We start from the raw sequence: 17,304 nt of genomic DNA on the forward strand, positions 1-17,304 counted from the left end.
GGCCGTCTCGTCGTCGTCCGTCTGGTCGCCGGTGGGGGCTGGTCGCGCAGTTCCCCGCGCCCCTGGGGTGTCGGGCTCGGCGGAGTCGGTCTCGCGCTCCTCGTCCGCTACGGCCGTCTCGGCCCCCGGTGCCGGGGAGTCGCTCTTCGCTTCGGCGTCGGCCGGCTCAGGCTCCGAGTCCGGTTCCGGTGCGTCGCTCTTCGTTTCGGCGTCGGCAGGCTCGGGCTCCGCGTCCGGTGCCGGGGAGTCGCTCTTCGTTTCGGCGTCGGCCGGCTTTGGCTCCGGTGCGGCGGGCTTCGATTCCGGCTTGGGGCCGCCGTCGGTCTTCGTCACCCACTTCGCCACCGCCTCCCGGAGGCGCTCGTCGCCGTCCCCGGGGTCGGTGGAGGCCTCGGAAGACGCTTCCGCGGGCTCAGAGGGCGTCTCCGGCGCCTCGGGGGCCTCGTCCGTGGGCTCGGGGGCCGGAGGCGTCGTTTCCGGCTCTGCGGGGCTCTCGTCGGCCTTCTCGGAGGGCTTCGGGAGATCCCGTACCGAGAAGATCTTCGTGGCGGTGTCGATGCCGCCGAGGGAGACGGACTCCCGGGCCACCGCGAGCCGGGGGTCGGGTGAGGAACTCCTCGCCTCGGGAACCGGACTCGCGCTCCCCGGCGTCGGTTCTCCCGACGACTCGCGCTGCTTCGACCTGTCGGGGGACTCGCCCGCCACCGATGCCTCCTCCATCTGCCGCACGTGATCGGTATTCGTCACCGTGCGTCTGCCGAACCGTTGATTCGCCGCCCGGGCAGCCGCCACACCACGCTGTCCGAACCATGTACCAGTGTCCTGTGTGTGGCCCTGCCCAAGCCGGTAGACGAGAACGACATACCTACCGGTTCCACTACAAACAGGTCACGCACCCTCGACAGACCAATGTGAGAGGGGTCACCCTGTCGTACATCCACGCGGGGAGGCATGGATGGGCAGGAGCCGCAGAACTATTCCGGAGGAGCTTCTGCTGCTGGCGTTGGACCCGACCACGGGTACCACCGCACAGCCGCAGTCGCTCGACCTCGGTCTGGCCGGAGCACAGCTAGTGGAGCTGGCGCTGGCCGGACGGATAGCCCCAGACGGGGATCGTATCGCCGTGGTGGTACCACGGCCGACTGGAGATCCGACTTTGGACTGCGCGTTGGAGTTGCTGCGAAGGCGTGGCGCTCCCGTGCGGGCAGTGAACTGGATCGGCGGGCCGCGTCTCGGGCTCCGCCAGACCTACCTCTCGCATCTGGAGCGGTGCGGCATGGTGCATGCCGTGGCGGGCCAGATGTGCGGAGTGCTGCCGACGACTCGCTACCAGGCGACGGACAACGAGATCAGCCGGGAGATCAAGGCCCGACTGGACTCGGCGATCCGCACCGGCGTACCGCCGGACCCGCGGACCGCCGCGCTCGCCGCCCTGGCACACGCGGTCGGCCTCGGCAAGCACCTGTATCCGGGCAACGAGGGACGCTCGTCCCGCTCCCGGCTGCGGGATCTGATCAGGCACGACCCCATGGGCGGTCTCGTCGCGCACGCCGTGATGGACGTCCAGAACGGCGTGGGCGCACAGCCACGCCGTAACCCGGCACCGGCCGGCCGGCAGGCCGCACCCGGGGCCAGGCCCGCGCCGGAACCCGCTCGTGGTGTTCCGATGCAACCGCGCCGAGGACCGATGGCGCGCGCCGTGGCCCACTGAGCCGCAGTCCCACGGCACCGGAACAGCACCACCGGCACGACCCGTACCACCCGCACGACCCGTACCACCCGCACCGCCACAGCGCCGCACCGTCAGTCCCCATGAGACCGGTTCGGGAGCCGCAGGTCCGCGCGGGGTGACGGGACCGTACGTACGTCCGTACACCGGGCGTCGGACGGTTCCGCCGCCCCGCGCGGCCGCATGTCCGGGCCCGGCCGCCCACCGGGCCGGACCAGGCTGTTCCCAACTGTCGTGCACGCGGCGCATATACGCCGTTTCCCAGCGGTAATAAGCACCTTGGTGGCAGTCTGCTCAACAGCAGATACGCAAAGTCAAGAACGAGGCCCGCAGCCGGAGGTGCACGTCCCGTGGCGTCCAATGTCAATCCCACCGTCAGGCGGCGCCGGCTGGGCCAGGAGCTCCGCAGGCTCCGTGAGCTCAAGGGCATGACGGCCGAGGAGGTGGCCGAGCGGCTGCTGGTGTCGCAGTCGAAGATCAGCCGCCTCGAGAACGGCCGGCGCAGCATCAGCCAGCGTGACGTCCGCGATCTGTGCGGGGTGTACGAGGTCGAGGACCAGCGGATCGTCGACTCCCTGATGCAGATGGCCAAGGACTCGCGCCAGCAGGGCTGGTGGCACGCGTTCGGGGACATCCCGTACAGCGTCTACATCGGCCTGGAGACCGACGCGGAGTCGCTGCGGGTGTACGAACCCCAGATCATCACCGGCCTGTTGCAGACCCGGCCGTACGCCGAGGCCATCGTGCGCGGCGGCGCGCCGGAGGCGACGGAGACCGAGAACGACAAGCGGGTGGAGGTGCGGCTGCGGCGGCAGAGCCGGGTCTCCGCGGAGCGCGATCCGCTGCGGCTGTGGGTCGTCCTGGACGAGGCGTGTCTGCGCCGGGTCGTGGGCAGCCGGCAGATCATGCGGGAGCAGCTGGAGTACCTGGTGGAGATGTCCCAGCAGCCCCACATCACCGTGCAGGTGCTGCCGTTCGACGTGGGCGCCCACCCGGGGCTGAGCGGCCAGTACTCGATCCTGGAGTTCTCGGACGCGGCCGACTCCAGCGTGGTCTACATCGAGGGTGTCACCAGCGACCTGTACCTGGAGAAGGCGCACGACGTGCAGAAGTACACCGTGATGTACGAGCACTTGAGGGCCCAGGCGCTCAACGTCGACCAGTCGCGCCAGTTGATCGAGGATCTCGCGAAGGAATACGCCCGGGAGTACGCCCGCTGAGCCGCTTCCCGACAGGGCGGGCCGAATAGTACACCCCGGGCAGGCCCAGCTGGAAGACTCCTCTGGAATATGCCACCAGAAGAGTGAACGGCTGCTCCGAAAGAGGAAGTCGGCGAGTAGCGTCGATCACGCCAACGATCAGTAAAGGTTGGCGTAATCCGAACACTGCGCATCTGGCTACGGAGCGGATATGGCAATTCGTCTGGGCACCCTGGACACATGGACGACCTCCACCTACACCAACGCCAACGGGGCGTGCCTGATGGTGAGGTCGACCGAGGAGGAAGCACTCGAACTCGGCGACACCAAGATCCCCGAGGGCCCCAAGCTGGCCTTCCCCGCCGAGGCGTGGAGTGCCTTCGTGACCTCGGTCAAGGTGTGACACCACGCCACCCCCCTACAACTCCACAAGCACCACCACAGAGCCCTCTCGACCAGATCGCCGTCCTAGCCGAGGGGGCCTGCGGCGCTTTGACCGCGGGGGTTGTGCGTCGAGTGCCGGCCGGTGGGGGCTGGTCGCGCAGTTCCCCGCGCCCCTGAGTGGGTGCAGTCAGGCCCATCCAGCTGTACCCACCGCCTTTAGGGGCGCGGGGAACTGCGCGCCAAGCCCCCACCGGCCCGCACCCGACCGACGGCTTAAGCCAGCGCACGCTCCACCGCAGCCACGACCTCGTCCGACTCCGGCTCCGTCTGCGGGGAGAAGCGGGCCACGACCGCCCCGTCCCGCCCGATCAGGAACTTCTCGAAGTTCCAGCGGATGTCCCCGGTGTGGCCCTCGGCGTCGGCGAAGTCCACCAGCCGCTCGTACAGCGGGTGCCGCCCCTCCCCGTTCACCTCGACCTTCTCGGTCAGCGGGAAGGTCACGCCGTACGTCGCCGAGCAGAACTCCGCGATCTCCTCGGCGCTGCCGGGCTCCTGCCCGAGGAACTGGTTGCACGGCACGCCGAGCACGGTGAAGCCCCGCTCCGCGTACCGCTCCTGGAGCTTCTCGAGCCCGTTGTACTGCGGGGTCAGCCCGCACTTGGACGCCACGTTCACGACGAGGACGGCCTTGCCGGCGTACTGGCCGAGGTCGGCCGCACCACCCGTGAGGGCACCGATCTCGACATCCAGGGGAGAGGAAGAAGTAGTCATGAGCGGATGCTAACTCCGCTCAGTGAATCCCCGGCCCAGGCCCCGACCCCGGCTCCCGCTCACCCGTACCCGCCCCGGACGCCGTCACCAGGACCTCCCCCGCCGCCGTCCGCGCATACAGCACCGACCGCCCCGACCGCCGCCGCTCCACAAGGCCCGCGTCCCGCAGCACCCGCAGATGCCGCCCCACCGAGCCCAGCGCCTGCCCGGTGACCGCGACGAGCTGGCTGGTGCTGAGCGGGGAGTCCAGGAGCACCAGCACCCGGGCCCGCCCGGCGCCGAGCAGCGTGCCGAGACTCGCGGGCACGCTCCGGGCTCCCGGGTCGGCGAGGGCGCCGGTGCAGCCGTAGACGAGGGCGTACCGACTCGGCTGCTCCCACGTGGCCCAGCCGCGGCCCGCGGTGACCGGGACGAAGACGAGTTCGGCGCCCCGGATGTCGCGGGGCGGGTACGCGTGCCGGTTCACCTGGAGCCGGTTGTCGCCGAGCCAGCGGGTCTGCCCCGGCAGCAGCGAGTCGATCACCGCCGCCCAGCCGCCCCGGCTCACCTGCGCGGTCCGGGCGACCACGTCCGCCTCCAGGATCCGCCGCCGACGATCCCAGTACGGCCGTACGGTCGCCGTCCAGACGTGGGCGAGAAGGGCGGCCGCCCGCTGGGGGAGGTCGTCGCGCTCCAGGGCGGCCGGGAACGGGCCGCGCAGCGAGACCCGGACGTTCGCGCGGGCCTGGGCGGGGTCGGTCGCCCGGATGCGGGCCAGGGTGTCCTCCAGGGGCGTCCCGTCACGCGGCAGGGGCGCCAGGAAGTCGGCGATCCAGGACGTGCCCATCCCCGAGCGCACCAGCAGCGCGGTCACCGGGTCGGCCGCCAGACGGGCCCGGTAGGCGGGCAGGTGGGCGCGGAGCCAGGCCTCCTCGCCCGGGTGCGCGCCGGTGCCGGTGTGCAGCAGCCGCAGGGCCGCGAAGGTCTCGGTGAACGGGCAGACCACGAACCGGCTGCGGACCAGGGTGTCCCCGTCGACCTGCCACCAGCCCATGAACCCCCCGGTCGTTTCGCGGACGCGCGAAAGACTAACCGTCACCCGCCGACCCCTGACGACACTCCTGCCCATGCGCAGCTACCGCGAGCTCTTCCGCACCCCGGAGTACGCCCCCTTCCTCCTCTCCTTCGCCGCCTACGCGGCGGCCCAGACCATCGGCGGCCTGGCCCTCGGCACGCTCGTCTACCGGGCCACCGGCTCCCCCTTACTGTCCGCGGTGAGCATGTTCGGGCCGCAGCTCGCCCAGTTGCTGGGCGCCGCCTTCCTGCTCTCGGGCGCCGACCGGCTGCCCCCGCGCGCGATCCTGACCCTCATCTCCCTCGCCTTCGCGGCGGGTACGGCGGTACTGGCCCTGCCCGGCCTGCCGATCCGGGCGGTCTTCGTCGTCCTGCTCGCGCAGGGGCTCGTCGCCTCGCTGGGCGGGGGAGTGCGCGGCGGCCTGATGAACGAGATCCTCCCCAAGGGCGGTTACGTCCTTGGGCGTTCGGTCTTCAACATGCTCTGGGGCCTGATCCAGATCACCGGCTTCGCGACGGGCGGCGCGCTCCTCGCGCTCCTGTCCCCGCGCACCTGCCTGCTCCTCACCGCGGCCTGCTACCTGCTCTCGGCCGCCGTCACCCGCCTCGGCCTGACGGCCCGCCCGCCCCGCGCCACCGGCCGCCCGTCCCTCTCCGCGACCTGGAACACCAACGCCCTGCTGTGGTCCTCGCGCCCCCGCCGCCTGGTGTTCCTCGGCCTGTGGGTCCCCAACGGCCTGATCGTGGGCGGCGATTCGCTCTACGTCTCCTACGCCCCCTCGGCCGCGGGCACGATGTACGCGTTCGGGGCGCTGGGCATGTTCCTGGGCGACCTGGCGGTGGGCCGCCTGGTGCCGCCCGCGCTGCGGCCCCGCCTCGCGACCCCGCTGCGCCTGCTGCTGGCCGCGCCCTACCTGTTCTTCTTCCTACGGCCCGGTCTCGCGCTGTCGGTCCTGGCGGTCACCGTGGCCGCGCTGGGCTTCGCCGCCTCGCTGGTCCTCCAGGAACGCCTGATGTCCCTCACACCCGACGAACTCGCCGGTCAGGCCCTCGGGTTGCATGCCACGGGCATGGTCGCGCTCCAGGGCATCGGCGCGGTCCTCGCCGGCACCCTCGCCCAACTGACCTCCCCGGCCACGGCGATGACGCTCATGGCGACCGCGTCGATCGCCGTGACCCTGACGCTCTCAGCGCTGGGCAAGCGCGAGGAACGACGTCCAGGTGCGGGGGGCGACGGTGAGCGTGGGGCCGTGGGTGTCCTTGGAGTCACGGATGTGGACGGTGCCGGGTGAGGCGGCGACTTCGAGGCACGCGCCGCCCTGCTCGCTGCTGTAGCTCGACTTGAACCACTGAAGTGCGGTGCTCATGCGTCTCCTAGCAAACGGTCCAACAGGCTTGTGCTCTCCTGCGGGTTGAGCGCCTGTGACCGCAGCATCGCATATTTGCGTTCCAGCACGGAGACCTCGTCGGGCTCGGCGACCATCCGGCCGTGGAGCTGCCCTTCGGCGTACCCGACGCGCTGGTGGTCAGGCGTCTCGACCAGGATGAACGGCCCCGAGAGCCCGGCGTGGAAGTCCCGGCCGACCGGCATGATCTGAAGGGTGACGCTGGGCACGGCCGCCAGCTCACGCAACCGGCCCAGCTGCCCGGTGTACACCTCGCTTCCGCCCAGTCTGTCCTGCACGGTCACCTCGGAGATGACGAAACTGACCGTGGGTGGCTCCGGGCGCTCCAGGATCTCCTGACGCTCGGTCCGTGCCGCGACCCGCTGCTCGATCTCCGCCTCCGTCAGCGCCGGCACGTCGTTCAGGAACACCGCCCGCGCGTACGCCGGGGTCTGGAGGAGGCCCGGCAGGACCTGGTTGTCGTACCAGGACAGGGCCAGCGCCTCCCGTTCCAGATCGATGTACTCCTCCGCCCAGCGCGGGAACAGGTCGATCTCCGGCATGTTCTCCAACGCGACCGACAACGCCCCCTTGGTGTCCAGGAGTTCGTCGAGCTGGGCCGCGAGGTCCGGTTTCAGGGTGCGTCGGCCCTGCTCGACGGAGGCGATGGTCTCCTCGTCCACGGCGACCTCGTCGGCGAGTGCCCGCTGGGTGAGACCGGCCGCCCGCCGGAAGGTGCCGACGAGGGACCCGACCATCTTCACGGCGGTCGCGTTCTTCCGGCGCCGCGTACTGAGGCTCTTGTTGCTCATGCCGGTGAACTCCCCATTTCGGGGCGTACGTTCACCCGTTGTCACCCGTACAGGAAATCTGTACGGGTTCCTCAGCCCTGGAACACGCCCCGGAACACCTGCGGATACGGACACTCCTCCAGGGGCTTTCCGGGGCGGTCGGCCCACCGCCACCAGTGGTGCCCCTCGGCGCAGCTCCACAGCGTGCGGCAGGCGCGCAGGCCGTCGTCCTCGCGGTGGACCAGGAGCATGCCGCCGGACGTCAACGGCCCGTCGCAGACGGGGCAGGGTTCCACGGTCGTCACGGGGGCACTGTACGGGCCGGGCTCGTCCACCCGGAGGGGTGCGTGCTCGATGCACCGGGCGTCCCCGTAGATCCTGAAGTACTCGTCGAGCTCCGGAGGGCGGTACTCGCCCTCCGAGGGCTTGTCCGGGGTCTTGTACCGCTCGACTACGGAGTCGGACAGGGCCTCGCACCCGTCGAGGACGTCGACTCCGGGTGCCCTCGGCTTCTTCGGGTCCGGAGGTTCCACCGCCTGGCCGATGGGCCGGTTCACGACCCGGAAGACCTTGTAGAACTTCACGCGCGAGTAGTGCCGCTCGCCGAGCGCGTCCGGTCGTACGAAATAGTCCGTGGGAAACTCCGGCTCCTCCGGCTCCTCAGGCTTCGTCCTGCTGAGGACCCGCGGGTCGAACTCCAGGCCGTACCGGGTGGCATGCCCGGCCATCCACAGCAGCGGGAGGTCGGACAGGCTCGAGTCCTCCTCGCCGCCCCCCACATCCGTGTGCACCCCGGCGAACCAGACCTGCCGCAGCTCCTGGCCCTGCTCGGCGGCGCCCTTCTGCTGGTGCCACAGCGTCGGCGGGAACGCGGAGCGCTGTTCGTCCACGGCCAGCGCCTGGAAGGCGCCGTTGACCCAGCTGCTGAGCGTGGTGTCGTGGAAGGCCCAGCGCCTGTTGAAGCGGTCGACCAGCGGGCGCAGGAACCAGGGCGCCGGGACCGGGATGCCGAGGGAACCGACCGTGTCCCAGACGCCGACGAAGCGGATCTCCGTCTCGTGGGCGTAGGCCTGGCGGAAGAGGGTGGCCGCCACGCTGGTGGGCTGCTTGGTGCGGCTGCGGTACAGCGCCCACGCCTCGGCGGTGCGGTCGGCCTGTTCCCGGCGCAGGATGCCGCAGTTGCGCACGAGCCCGGCCAGGCTGCGTGCGGTGAACGCGCCCCGGCTGAAGCCGAACAGGTACAGGCGGTCGCCGGGTTCGTAGGTCTGGACGAGGAAGTGGTAGGCGTCGAGCACGTTCCGCGACAGGCCCAGACCGAAGGCCCCGCCCCGCAGTCGTTCGGGCCGCTGGGCGCCGACCCCGCTGTGGTAGTACACCCGCTGTTCCGTGTCGTCGGCGGTGCGTCCCCGTACCGCCAGGGCCACCTTGGCCACATTGGTCTTGTACGACTGGTCGGCGCGATTCCATGTCCCGTCGCAGCAGACCACCAGATGTCTGGCCATGCCGTGCCTCCTGTCCCCGCGGCCCCTGTAGACAGGAGCCCGCGACGGTTCGGGAGATACAGCCAGTACCGCAGGGACCGGGCCGGCCCGCAACTCGGACCGACCCGGTACCGTTCAGGCCACGACCTTGAACAGCCCCGTCTTCTCGCCCAGCCGGGACAGCGAGATCTTGCCGGGGATGCCGTTGGCGTCGGCGCCCGTGTAGCCCAGGTGCTTCTGCCACTTGGCGTAGGCGGCGACGGTCGTGGAGCCGAAGGAGCCGTCCCCGGCGTAGGACTTGGAGAGGTAGCCGAGTTCGACGAGGGCTGCCTCGGTGAGGTTGGTGCCGGCCATGTAGCTGACGTGGCCCTGCTTGGCCCCGGGGTCGGTCCTCGCGGCCGTCACCAGCCGGGACAGGTCCACGCGGGGCTTGCCCGGGGCGGGCTTCGTCGGCTTCGGCTTGCCGGCCCCGGCCGCCAGCTGCTTCTTCACGTCGGCCCGGAAGTCGTCCATGTCGAAGCTCGGGTCGATCTTGCCCGGCTGGCACTCCTTGTGCCCGGCGACGGACCTCTCGCTCCAGCCGTGCGCCCGGCAGATCGCCGCCGCCCACAGCACGGCCTGCCGGTACTGCGCCGACGGGTAGGCGTCCTTGCCGTTGCCGAGGTTCTCGATCTCCAGGCCGTACAGACAGTCGTTGCCGTCGGCCTTGGCCGAGTCGTCGTGGGGGAGCGGCTTCTCGTCGCGGAGCGCGTGCAGGACATCGATGTCGGCGTAACCGGCGTGGTTGGTACGGCCGTTGCCGATCATCCACAGTCCCGCGGTCTTGCCGAGCCAGGCGTGACACAGCGGTCCGGGCAGATCGGATCTGCCCTTGAAGCAGAGCTCCTTGTCGTTGTGTCCGCCGGTGTGGTGGATCAGCACCCCGATGACGGGACCGAACGACTTCCCGGACTCGTCGTCGCGGTTGTGGGTCTTCCAGCCGGCGTGTTCGTGCACGGTGAGGCCTTCGGCCTTCAGCGCGGCGAGCATCTTCGCGGCGGACAGGGGAGTGGCCATGGCAGCGGTTCCCTCCGTGAGGCGTGTGACGACACGTCAAGCAGGCTTCGGCGAGTGCGAGTTGTCGAGGCGCGATCGTCTCGCGTGCGGCTCATGATGGCGCCGATGTCCTGCCACTGTGGCGAAATCGCGACATTGACAGCCGAAGGGAGTCGTGCCGGGACGGAGATCCGCGTGCGGCGCGGCGGTCCAAGGGGGAAGCGGGTGCGACCGCCGCGCCGTGCTGTGACGTGCCGTTCCGTGCTGTGCGGTGTCGTGCCGTGCCGTGCCGGGAGAGCCGGGGCCGTGGGTCAGCCCGGCGCCACCGCGCGGCCGGTCTGGGGCGAGATCATGCCGGAGCACAGCCCCTTGGCGGCCAGCGTCTGGGCGATGCGCGGGATCGCCGCGCGGGTGTTGGCGGGCCAGTCGTGCATGAGGATGACCTGCCCGTTGGTGAGCCGCCCGACCGCCGCGACGATCGCGTCGGTACTGGCGTTGTTCCAGTCCTGCGAGTCGACCTGCCAGATGACCTCGGTCAGCCCGTACTTGGCCTCCACGGCCCTGACCGTCGCGTTGGTCTCGCCGTACGGCGGCCGGAACAGCCTCGGCGTACCGCCCCCGGCGTTCGCGATCGCCTGCTGGGTGCGGGAGATCTCCGAGTCGACGGCGGCCTGGCTCTGCTGGGTCAGATGCGGGTGCGTGTAGCTGTGGTTTCCCACCCACATCCCGGCGCTGACCTGGGCCCTGACGAGCGCCGGGTTGGCGGCGGCGTTCTGGCCCGTGTTGAACATGGTGGCTCTGAGGCCGTACTGCCTGAGCGAGTTGAGCAGGGTGGTGGTGCTGCTGCCCGGGCCGTCGTCGAAGGTGAGCCCGACGTATCCGGAGCAGGCGGCGGCCTGTGGGGGAGCCGCGGAGGCGGGGACCGCGAGCGTGCCGACGGCGGCCAGTGCGGCGGCGGCCAGTAACGGGAGATGCGCCCGGGTCCTCATCAGCTCACCGTGATGTTGGAGCTGCCGCTGCTCTGGTAACCCTCCGTGGCGAGGATCATGTAGTACTTGAAGCTGCCCATGGGCATGCCGGCCCGGCCCCAGGCGTCGAAGTGGTTGCCGGTGGTGATGGAGCCGCCGGTGCGCTTCGACTGCCGCACGCTCCAGTACTGGTTGAAGGTCTTGTTGCCCTCCACGGACGGGGCGTTGTAGCGGGTGGTCTGGTAGATGTCGTACGTCCCGCCGTCGCTGCTGACGGTGCCCTTGTACGCCCCGGTGGGCCGGTAGGTGCCCCAGTTGTCGACGATGTAGTACTCCACGAGCGGGTTCGAGGTCCAGCCGTAGAGGGCCAGGTAGGCGTTGCCGGACGGGTTGAAGCTGCCGGAGTAGTTCACGGTCCTGCGCGAGCCGTTGCTCCAGCCCTTGCCGGCCACGAAGTTGCCGGTGTTGCGCCAGGAAGTGCTGTAGTTGCCACCGGAGTTGAGGGTCATCGAGACCGTGCCCTGGGCGTCCGTCCAGAACGAGTAGTAGTACCCGTTGTTGGTCCCGGTCTGGTTGGTGGTGATGACCGTGGCGGCCTCGGCGGTACCGGGCAGCGCGAGGGTGGCACCGGTGGCGAGGAGGAGGCCGCAGAAGGTGCGACGGGTGGGGGACGTGGGGTGTGCGGGTGTGGGGTTCATGCTCCACAGTTTTGGTCTGCCCCTGTCAAGCGTCAACAGTTTCGGCAGATGTTTCGAATGATTCGAGTGCCTTTGAGCTGGCGATATTTGATCACGGGTCGGACCAGCGCATTTCAATGATCGATCCGAACTCTTCGAATCTTTCGAATGTTTCGAAGACCTTCCGGTCGACCGAAGGCAAAGAAAAAGGCAGGGAGGTGAACCTCTCTGCCATGTTCAACCTATAGCGCACGTGGGGGCTTGCGGCAAGGCCCCCGAGGTGGCGCACACTTACCGACCTTGGATCCCACATCGGAGCTGCCGACTTGAATTCCCTGCCCACCAGCGTGTTCGACCTCCCCGAGCGCCTCGCCGCCAAGGCCGCCCCGGCCCTGATCGCCGCCGACGAGCGCCACTTCGCGGCCATCGCGGCATGCCTGGAGCAGACGATCGCCGAACTGTCCGACACCCTCGCCGCCACCCTCAGGGCGCCCGGCGGCATCGGCCAGGAGGCGATGGACCGGGACACGGAGATCCACCGCCTCAGCGCCCGGCTGCGCACCCTGCGCCGCTTCGGCCTGGACCTGTGCCTCGGCCACATGGTCACCGCCGATGCCCCCGAGCCCGTGTACGTCGGACGCCTCGGACTCACCGACAGCGAGGGCCGCAGACTGCTGGTCGACTGGCGCTCCCCTGCCGCCGAGCCGTTCTTCGGGGCCACCCACGCCAACCCGATGGGCCTGGCGAGCCGCCGCAGGTACCGCTGGAGCGACGGCCGTATCGGCGACTACTGGGACGAGGTGTTCGTCGCCGACGACTTCGCCGGGCACCACGCCTCGCTCGACGACCAGTCCGCCTTCATCGCCAGCCTCGGCAGCGACCGCTCGGAGCGGATGCGGGACGTCCTCGGCACCATCCAGGCCGACCAGGACGCCATCATCCGCGCGAGCTCCCGCGGCGCGCTCGTCGTCGACGGCGGCCCCGGCACCGGCAAGACCGTCGTCGCCCTGCACCGCTCCGCCTACCTCCTGCACTCCGACCCGCGCCTCGGCCACCGCCGCGGCGGCGTGCTGTTCGTCGGCCCGCACCGGCCGTACCTGGCCTATGTCTCGGACGTGCTGCCCAGCCTGGGCGAGGAGGGCGTCCAGACCTGCGTCCTGCGGGACTTCGTGGCCGAGGGGGCGGCGGCCGGGGTGGAGGCCGATCCCGAGGTGGCCCGTCTGAAGTCCTCCGCCGACCTGGTGAAGGGCATCGAGAGGGCCGTCCGCTTCTACGAGGAGCCGCCCACCGAGGGCATGACCGTCACCACCCACTGGTCCGACATCCCGCTGACCGCCGCCGACTGGGCCGAGGCCTTCGACGCGGCGGAGGGCGCCCCGCACAACGACGCCCGCGACCAGGTCTGGAACGAACTGCTCACCATCCTGGTCGACAAGCACGAGGGCGACGCCCCGGAGACGCTGCTGCGCAGGTCCCTGCGCCAGAACAGGGAGCTGCTCACCGCGTTCAACCGGGCGTGGCCCCTGCTGGAGGCGGCCGACCTGGTCTCGGACCTGTGGACGGTCCCGGCCTATCTGCGGCTGTGCGCCCCCTGGCTGGACCGCGACGAGGTACGACGGCTCCAGCGCGCGGACGGCCAGGCCTGGACGGTGTCCGACCTGCCCCTCCTGGACGCGGCCCGCCAGCGCCTCGGCGACCCGAAGGCCTCGCTGCGCAAGCGCCGCAACGAGGCCACCGCCGCCGCCGAACGCGAACGCATGGCCACCGTCGTGGAGAACCTGAGCGCGGTCGCCGACGACGAGTACGGCATGGGCCTGGTGACGATGCTCCGCGGCGAGGACTTCCACCACGCCCTGGTCGACGAGAGCGCCCTGCAGGTGACCGACCCCGACCTGCTGGCCGGCCCCTTCGCCCATGTCGTCGTGGACGAGGCGCAGGAACTGACCGACGCGGAGTGGCAGATGCTGCTGCTGCGCTGCCCGTCCCGCAGCTTCACGATCGTCGGCGACCGTGCCCAGGCCCGGCACGGCTTCACGGAGTCCTGGCAGGAGAGGCTGCGGCGGGTGGGCCTCGACCGCATCGAGATGGCCTCCCTGAGCATCAACTACCGCACCCCGGAAGAGATCATGAAGGAGGCCGAGCCGGTCATCCGTGCCGCCCTCCCGGACGCCAACGTCCCCACGTCGATCCGCAGCACCGGCACCCCGGTCACCCACGGCTCCGTGACGGAACTGCCCGCACTGCTGGAGGAGTGGCTCGGCACCCACCCCGAGGGCGTGGCCTGCGTCATCGGCGACCCGGCCTTCAAGGCCACCCCCCGGATCCGCTCCCTGACCCCGACCCTCGCGAAGGGCCTCGAGTTCGACCTGGTGATCCTGATCGACCCGCAGGACTTCGGAGAGGGCGTCGAGGGCGCGGTGGACCGGTACGTGGCGATGACGAGGGCGACACAGCGCCTGGTGGTCCTGACGAGTGCCGGTCAGGAGGGCTGAGACCACAACGGAAGGCCCCGGACCATGATCGGTCCGGGGCCTTTGTCTGGTGCCCCCGGCAGGATTCGAACCTGCGACACCGGCTTTAGGAGAGCCGTGCTCTATCCCCTGAGCTACGAAGGCGAGCCAACGTCAGACAGGGTAGCCGATCGAGGCGTCGGTGTTCTTCCCGGTTCCGGTGCATCACAGCAGCGGTACCCGGGTGAAACGCCCCGCCGCACGCAACTCGTCCTCGATGCGGGACGCCGTCCGGCGCAGTTCGGGGAGGAGTTCGTCGGCGCACTCCGCCGCCGTGCGGCCCGCCGCGTGCAGGGCCACGCCCACCGCGGCGACCGCCCGGCCCGTACGGTCGTGCAGCGGGACGGCGAGCGTGCGCAGACCGTCCTCCCAGTCCTCGTCCAGCAGGGCGTGGGACCGGTTCTCCGCCAGCAGCACCCGGCCCAGCGAGGTCGCCGCGGCCGGCAGCCGGGTGCCGACCCGGATGTCCACGCCCATGATCCGCGGGGACACCGCCCGTGCCGTGTACTGGATCTCCGCGTCCGGGCCCGGGGAGACCAGGATCGCCAGCGCCGTCGACTCCCGGATCCGGGCCGAGAGGTCCGTCAGGTGCGGGGCCGCGATGCGGGGGAGGGTCGTACGGGACAGGGGCGGGAAGCCCAGGGACAGGACCCGCGGGGTGAGGGTGAAGGTCCGTGACTCCGGGTGCTGGCGGACCAGGCCCAGGTGTTCGTAGGTGATCAGGGCCCGGCGCGCGGTCGCCCGGGCCAGGCCGGTCGCCCGTGCCACGTCCGTCAGGGTCAGCGCGGCCCTGCCCGCGCCGAAGGCGGTCAGGACCGTCAGGCCGCGCGCGAGGGACTCGATGAACTCCCGGCCCAGTTCGTGCTTGGACGCGCCGGTCCAGGAGGCCAGGTCGGAGGGGGGCGGGCCGGGGTCGGGCGTGGGCGCGGTCGCCAGTTCGTGCTCCATCTCGGCCACCGTCGCCCGCAGCCGCGGCAGCAGCGTGTCGCGCAGACCGGTCGCGGTGTGCCGGCTGGTGTGGCTCACGACGTTCGCCACGCAGGCGATCCGGCCCGTGCGCGGGTCCCGTACCGGCACGGAGACCGCCACCAGGCCCGGTTCGATCAACTGGTCGTCCAGCGCCCAGCCGTCACGCCCCGCCGCTTCCGCCCGCTGCTCGAACTCCGCGTCCGGGAAGGGTAGTTCCCGCGGGGGTACGGCGGTGAAGTGCCGGTTCTCCGGGTCTGCCGCCCGGCGCTCCCGCCAGGCCCGCCACTGGGCGTCGGTCCACTCGGCGGCGAACAGGGGCCCCGGCGCGGTGCGTTCGGCGGGGAGCAGGTCGCCGATGCGGAAGCTGAGGGACATCGCGCGGCGGCGGGTGGCCTGGTGGATGAAGCGGATGCCGTCCCGGTCGGCGACCGCCAGCGACACCGACTCGTCCAGCGCGTCGGCGAGGGCGTCGGCCCGCGCGGAGAGCAGGTCGGGCAGACGCAGGGCGGCGAGATAGGCGTTGCCGAGTTCCATGAGCCGGGGGGTCGCCACCGCGTCCCGGCCGTCGAGGCGGACGTATCCCATGCGGGCCAGCGTCGAGGTGATCCGGTCGACCGTGGAACGCGCCAGGCCCGTCGCCCGCTCCAGCCCGCTCAGGCTCAGCGTCCCGCCCGCCTCGGTCAGCTCCCGCAGCACCCTGACCCCCCTGATCAGCGGTGCGACCGCCTCGGCCGGGACGGCGGACTCCGGTGCGTCCGGTGAAGGGGGCGTCTCAGCGGGCATCGGTTCTCCGGTACGGCGATCGGGGCACGCCTACGGTAGTCCGCCGCACCTGCACCCATCCCTCCGCCGCCTACCCCCGCGTGACCCCGACCCGGACGTTCCCCTCCTCGTCCACCCCCTCCACCCGCACCCGCACCCCCCTGCGCGGATCCCGGAACTCCTCGCCGGTGGTGAACGGCGCGTCCGACAGTTCCGCGTGGACGTTGGGGCTGCGGGTGCAGCCGCCGCTGTCGGGGTGGGAGTCGTAGACCCGGACCGGGCCGCGTCCGGTGTCCACGTTCGCGTCGACGCGGTAGACCAGCACGCCCGGCCGGCACACCGTCTCGTCGTTGCCCTCGTGGGTGCGCAGTTCGACGGCGTAGCCGGTGCGGCGGCTGAGGGGGACGAAGAGGAGCTTCGTGCCGGCGCCCTGCCGGGCCAGCGGGGTCAGCGTGTACTGCGTGGTGCCGCGCTCGGTCACGCAGTCGACCTGCGCCGCGTCCAGCCAGCCCAGCTTCCACTTGTGCCAGCCGAGCACGTCGTTGTCGGCCCCCCAGTCCTCGCTCATGATGTCCCAGTGGCCGACCGCGCCCCCGCCCGCCTGGGTGTACAGGTCGGGCAGCCCGAAGACATGGCCGTTCTCGTGCGGCAGCACCCGGAAGCCGGTCTGCGGATAGGAGCCGGAGCCGTCGTCCTGGCGGGAGTACACGAAGGAGGCGTTGGCGACGGGCACCCCGTCGGCGACGGGGGCGTCGGTGTTGCCGGCGAAGGTCACCGACAGGACCGTGTCCAGGGCGGAAGGGCCCGCGTTCGGGGTCACCAGGACGTTCAGGAAGTCGTACTGCCGGAAGTCCACCCTGGGGTCGGCGGCGGCCACGATGTCCTGGATCAGCCGCCGGTAGCCGGGGTCGAAGGGGGCGCCGCGCTCTATGCCGTAGGACCGGAACGACCTCGGCATGCGCAGCCAGTCGGGGATCGGGGTCTCGGGGCGGTAGTCGAGACGGCCGTAGGAACTGGTGCGGAACCAGTCCTGGGTCTGCGGGAAGAACTCCCGGAAGCGGCTCAGGGCGGGGCCGGAGCCGGGTGCGTCGGAGAAGTCGACCATCAGGGTCAGCGCGTGGACCGTGCCGGTGGAGCGGGAGTAGCCGTTGGGTGTGGGCAGGCCCTCGGACATCTGGACCGTCGGGCCGCCGTTGATCAGACAGGCGCCGTGGGAGTCGGAGCGGGCCAGGGCGACGGGGCCGGCCGCGGTGGGGGCCTTCGCGGTGAGCGGCCCGCTGCCGGCGGAGGTGCTGACCGCGAGGGTCAGTGCCGTCACGGACACGAGGGCGGCGACCCGGCGCGGGCGTATGCGACGGCTGGTCCACGGCATGCGGGGCACCCTTCGGAGCGCGGCAGCCGCTGGTCGGAAGGCTGCACCTTTTCGATCACCCTCTGCCGGGGGAGGGGTGGGCGCGCGCTGGAGGAGACCGAACGTGGGTACCGGAAAAGATGTGACTCAGGTCACAACATGTTTTCTTCTCAACCCGAAATAACCGGGGAGCGTCTCCCCGTTTAGACCTGTGTCCGAGCGAAACGGGGACCGCGTCC

14 protein-coding genes, 1 tRNA gene and 2 pseudogenes are annotated in these 17,304 nt (G+C 70.9%); 5 read left to right on the plus strand and 12 right to left on the minus strand.

Translation table 11 applies throughout. From position 1 onward, the window contains the following. Positions 1–720 (minus strand): annotated as a pseudogene (locus H295_RS47235) (hypothetical protein); the annotation flags it as partial. Between the two features lie 235 nt (positions 721–955). Between H295_RS47235 and H295_RS0123080 the strand changes: the two are divergent. From H295_RS0123080 to H295_RS0123090, 3 genes are all read left to right on the plus strand, one after another. Further along, positions 956–1,711 (plus strand): GOLPH3/VPS74 family protein, encoded by a 756-nt coding sequence (locus H295_RS0123080; protein ID WP_028809655.1) that lies wholly within the window; start codon positions 956–958, stop codon positions 1,709–1,711. Between the two features lie 368 nt (positions 1,712–2,079). Next, entirely contained in the window at positions 2,080–2,949 is an 870-nt protein-coding gene (locus tag H295_RS0123085; RefSeq protein ID WP_020137726.1) for a helix-turn-helix domain-containing protein, read from the plus strand. 190 nt (positions 2,950–3,139) lie between these two features. Further along, on the plus strand, positions 3,140–3,331 hold the full coding sequence (locus tag H295_RS0123090; protein WP_020137727.1) for a DUF397 domain-containing protein: 192 nt from the start codon (positions 3,140–3,142) through the stop codon (positions 3,329–3,331). Positions 3,332–3,585: 254 nt separating this feature from the next. Here H295_RS0123090 and H295_RS0123095 read toward each other — a convergent pair whose 3' ends face one another. Both H295_RS0123095 and H295_RS0123100 read right to left on the minus strand, forming a co-directional pair. Then, the gene (locus H295_RS0123095; protein WP_020137728.1) at positions 3,586–4,083 is read right to left on the minus strand and encodes a glutathione peroxidase; all 498 of its coding nucleotides are present in this window, start codon (positions 4,081–4,083) and stop codon (positions 3,586–3,588) included. 19 nt (positions 4,084–4,102) lie between these two features. Then, positions 4,103–5,116 (minus strand): ArsR/SmtB family transcription factor, encoded by a 1,014-nt coding sequence (locus H295_RS0123100; protein WP_020137729.1) that lies wholly within the window; start codon positions 5,114–5,116, stop codon positions 4,103–4,105. Positions 5,117–5,189: 73 nt separating this feature from the next. Between H295_RS0123100 and H295_RS0123105 the strand changes: the two genes are divergently transcribed. Continuing rightward, entirely contained in the window at positions 5,190–6,428 is a 1,239-nt protein-coding gene (locus H295_RS0123105; protein WP_020137730.1) for an MFS transporter, read from the plus strand. Here the strand turns inward: H295_RS0123105 and H295_RS48005 are convergent. The 6 genes and pseudogenes from H295_RS48005 to H295_RS0123130 form a co-directional block, all read right to left on the minus strand. Further along, positions 6,396–6,503, minus strand: a pseudogene (locus H295_RS48005) (DUF397 domain-containing protein); the annotation flags it as partial. The gene H295_RS0123105 and the pseudogene H295_RS48005 overlap by 33 nt on opposite strands. Further along, the gene (locus H295_RS0123110; RefSeq protein ID WP_020137731.1) at positions 6,500–7,333 is read right to left on the minus strand and encodes a helix-turn-helix domain-containing protein; all 834 of its coding nucleotides are present in this window, start codon (positions 7,331–7,333) and stop codon (positions 6,500–6,502) included. The pseudogene H295_RS48005 and the gene H295_RS0123110, both read right to left, overlap by 4 nt. A gap of 71 nt (positions 7,334–7,404) precedes the next feature. After that, positions 7,405–8,814: a DUF2235 domain-containing protein gene (locus H295_RS0123115; protein ID WP_020137732.1), complete on the minus strand. Its 1,410-nt coding sequence runs from the start codon at positions 8,812–8,814 to the stop codon at positions 7,405–7,407. Positions 8,815–8,928: 114 nt separating this feature from the next. Further along, a complete protein-coding gene (locus tag H295_RS0123120; protein WP_020137733.1) occupies positions 8,929–9,849 on the minus strand; it encodes an N-acetylmuramoyl-L-alanine amidase in 921 nt (306 codons plus the stop codon). Between the two features lie 290 nt (positions 9,850–10,139). Next, on the minus strand, positions 10,140–10,817 hold the full coding sequence (locus tag H295_RS0123125; protein ID WP_020137734.1) for a polysaccharide deacetylase family protein: 678 nt from the start codon (positions 10,815–10,817) through the stop codon (positions 10,140–10,142). Beyond that, entirely contained in the window at positions 10,817–11,494 is a 678-nt protein-coding gene (locus H295_RS0123130) for a glycoside hydrolase family 11 protein (RefSeq protein WP_020137735.1), read from the minus strand. Before H295_RS0123130 ends, H295_RS0123125 begins: the two co-directional genes overlap by 1 nt. Before the next feature lie 305 nt (positions 11,495–11,799). Between H295_RS0123130 and helR the strand changes: the two genes are divergently transcribed. Beyond that, on the plus strand, positions 11,800–13,965 hold the full coding sequence (helR, locus tag H295_RS0123135) for an RNA polymerase recycling motor ATPase HelR (RefSeq protein ID WP_028809656.1): 2,166 nt from the start codon (positions 11,800–11,802) through the stop codon (positions 13,963–13,965). A 47-nt stretch (positions 13,966–14,012) separates the two neighbouring features. Here helR and H295_RS0123140 read toward each other — a convergent pair. The 3 genes from H295_RS0123140 to H295_RS0123150 form a co-directional block, all read right to left on the minus strand. Then, positions 14,013–14,088 (minus strand) — tRNA-Arg (locus tag H295_RS0123140). 60 nt (positions 14,089–14,148) lie between these two features. Beyond that, positions 14,149–15,735, minus strand: coding sequence for an IclR family transcriptional regulator domain-containing protein (locus H295_RS0123145; RefSeq protein ID WP_020137737.1), 1,587 nt, complete (start codon positions 15,733–15,735; stop codon positions 14,149–14,151). Between the two features lie 70 nt (positions 15,736–15,805). Further along, on the minus strand, positions 15,806–17,086 hold the full coding sequence (locus H295_RS0123150) for a M6 family metalloprotease domain-containing protein (protein ID WP_020137738.1): 1,281 nt from the start codon (positions 17,084–17,086) through the stop codon (positions 15,806–15,808). Positions 17,087–17,304: the final 218 nt, after the last annotated feature.

The sequence above is a fragment of the Streptomyces sp. 351MFTsu5.1 genome (genome assembly GCF_000383655.1).
Classification (GTDB): Bacteria; Actinomycetota; Actinomycetes; order Streptomycetales; family Streptomycetaceae; genus Streptomyces; species Streptomyces griseorubiginosus.

Coding starts and splice junctions, on each gene's coding strand:
- H295_RS0123080 (WP_028809655.1), top strand. CDS start 956: ATGGGCAGGAGCCGCAGAACTATTCCGGAGGAGCTTCTGCTGCTGGCG.
- H295_RS0123090 (WP_020137727.1), top strand. CDS start 3,140: ATGGCAATTCGTCTGGGCACCCTGGACACATGGACGACCTCCACCTAC.
- H295_RS0123095 (WP_020137728.1), bottom strand. CDS start 4,083: ATGACTACTTCTTCCTCTCCCCTGGATGTCGAGATCGGTGCCCTCACG.
- H295_RS0123100 (WP_020137729.1), bottom strand. CDS start 5,116: ATGGGCTGGTGGCAGGTCGACGGGGACACCCTGGTCCGCAGCCGGTTC.
- H295_RS0123105 (WP_020137730.1), top strand. CDS start 5,190: ATGCGCAGCTACCGCGAGCTCTTCCGCACCCCGGAGTACGCCCCCTTC.
- H295_RS0123110 (WP_020137731.1), bottom strand. CDS start 7,333: ATGAGCAACAAGAGCCTCAGTACGCGGCGCCGGAAGAACGCGACCGCC.
- H295_RS0123115 (WP_020137732.1), bottom strand. CDS start 8,814: ATGGCCAGACATCTGGTGGTCTGCTGCGACGGGACATGGAATCGCGCC.
- H295_RS0123120 (WP_020137733.1), bottom strand. CDS start 9,849: ATGGCCACTCCCCTGTCCGCCGCGAAGATGCTCGCCGCGCTGAAGGCC.
- H295_RS0123125 (WP_020137734.1), bottom strand. CDS start 10,817: ATGAGGACCCGGGCGCATCTCCCGTTACTGGCCGCCGCCGCACTGGCC.
- H295_RS0123130 (WP_020137735.1), bottom strand. CDS start 11,494: ATGAACCCCACACCCGCACACCCCACGTCCCCCACCCGTCGCACCTTC.
- H295_RS0123145 (WP_020137737.1), bottom strand. CDS start 15,735: ATGCCCGCTGAGACGCCCCCTTCACCGGACGCACCGGAGTCCGCCGTC.
- H295_RS0123150 (WP_020137738.1), bottom strand. CDS start 17,086: ATGCCGTGGACCAGCCGTCGCATACGCCCGCGCCGGGTCGCCGCCCTC.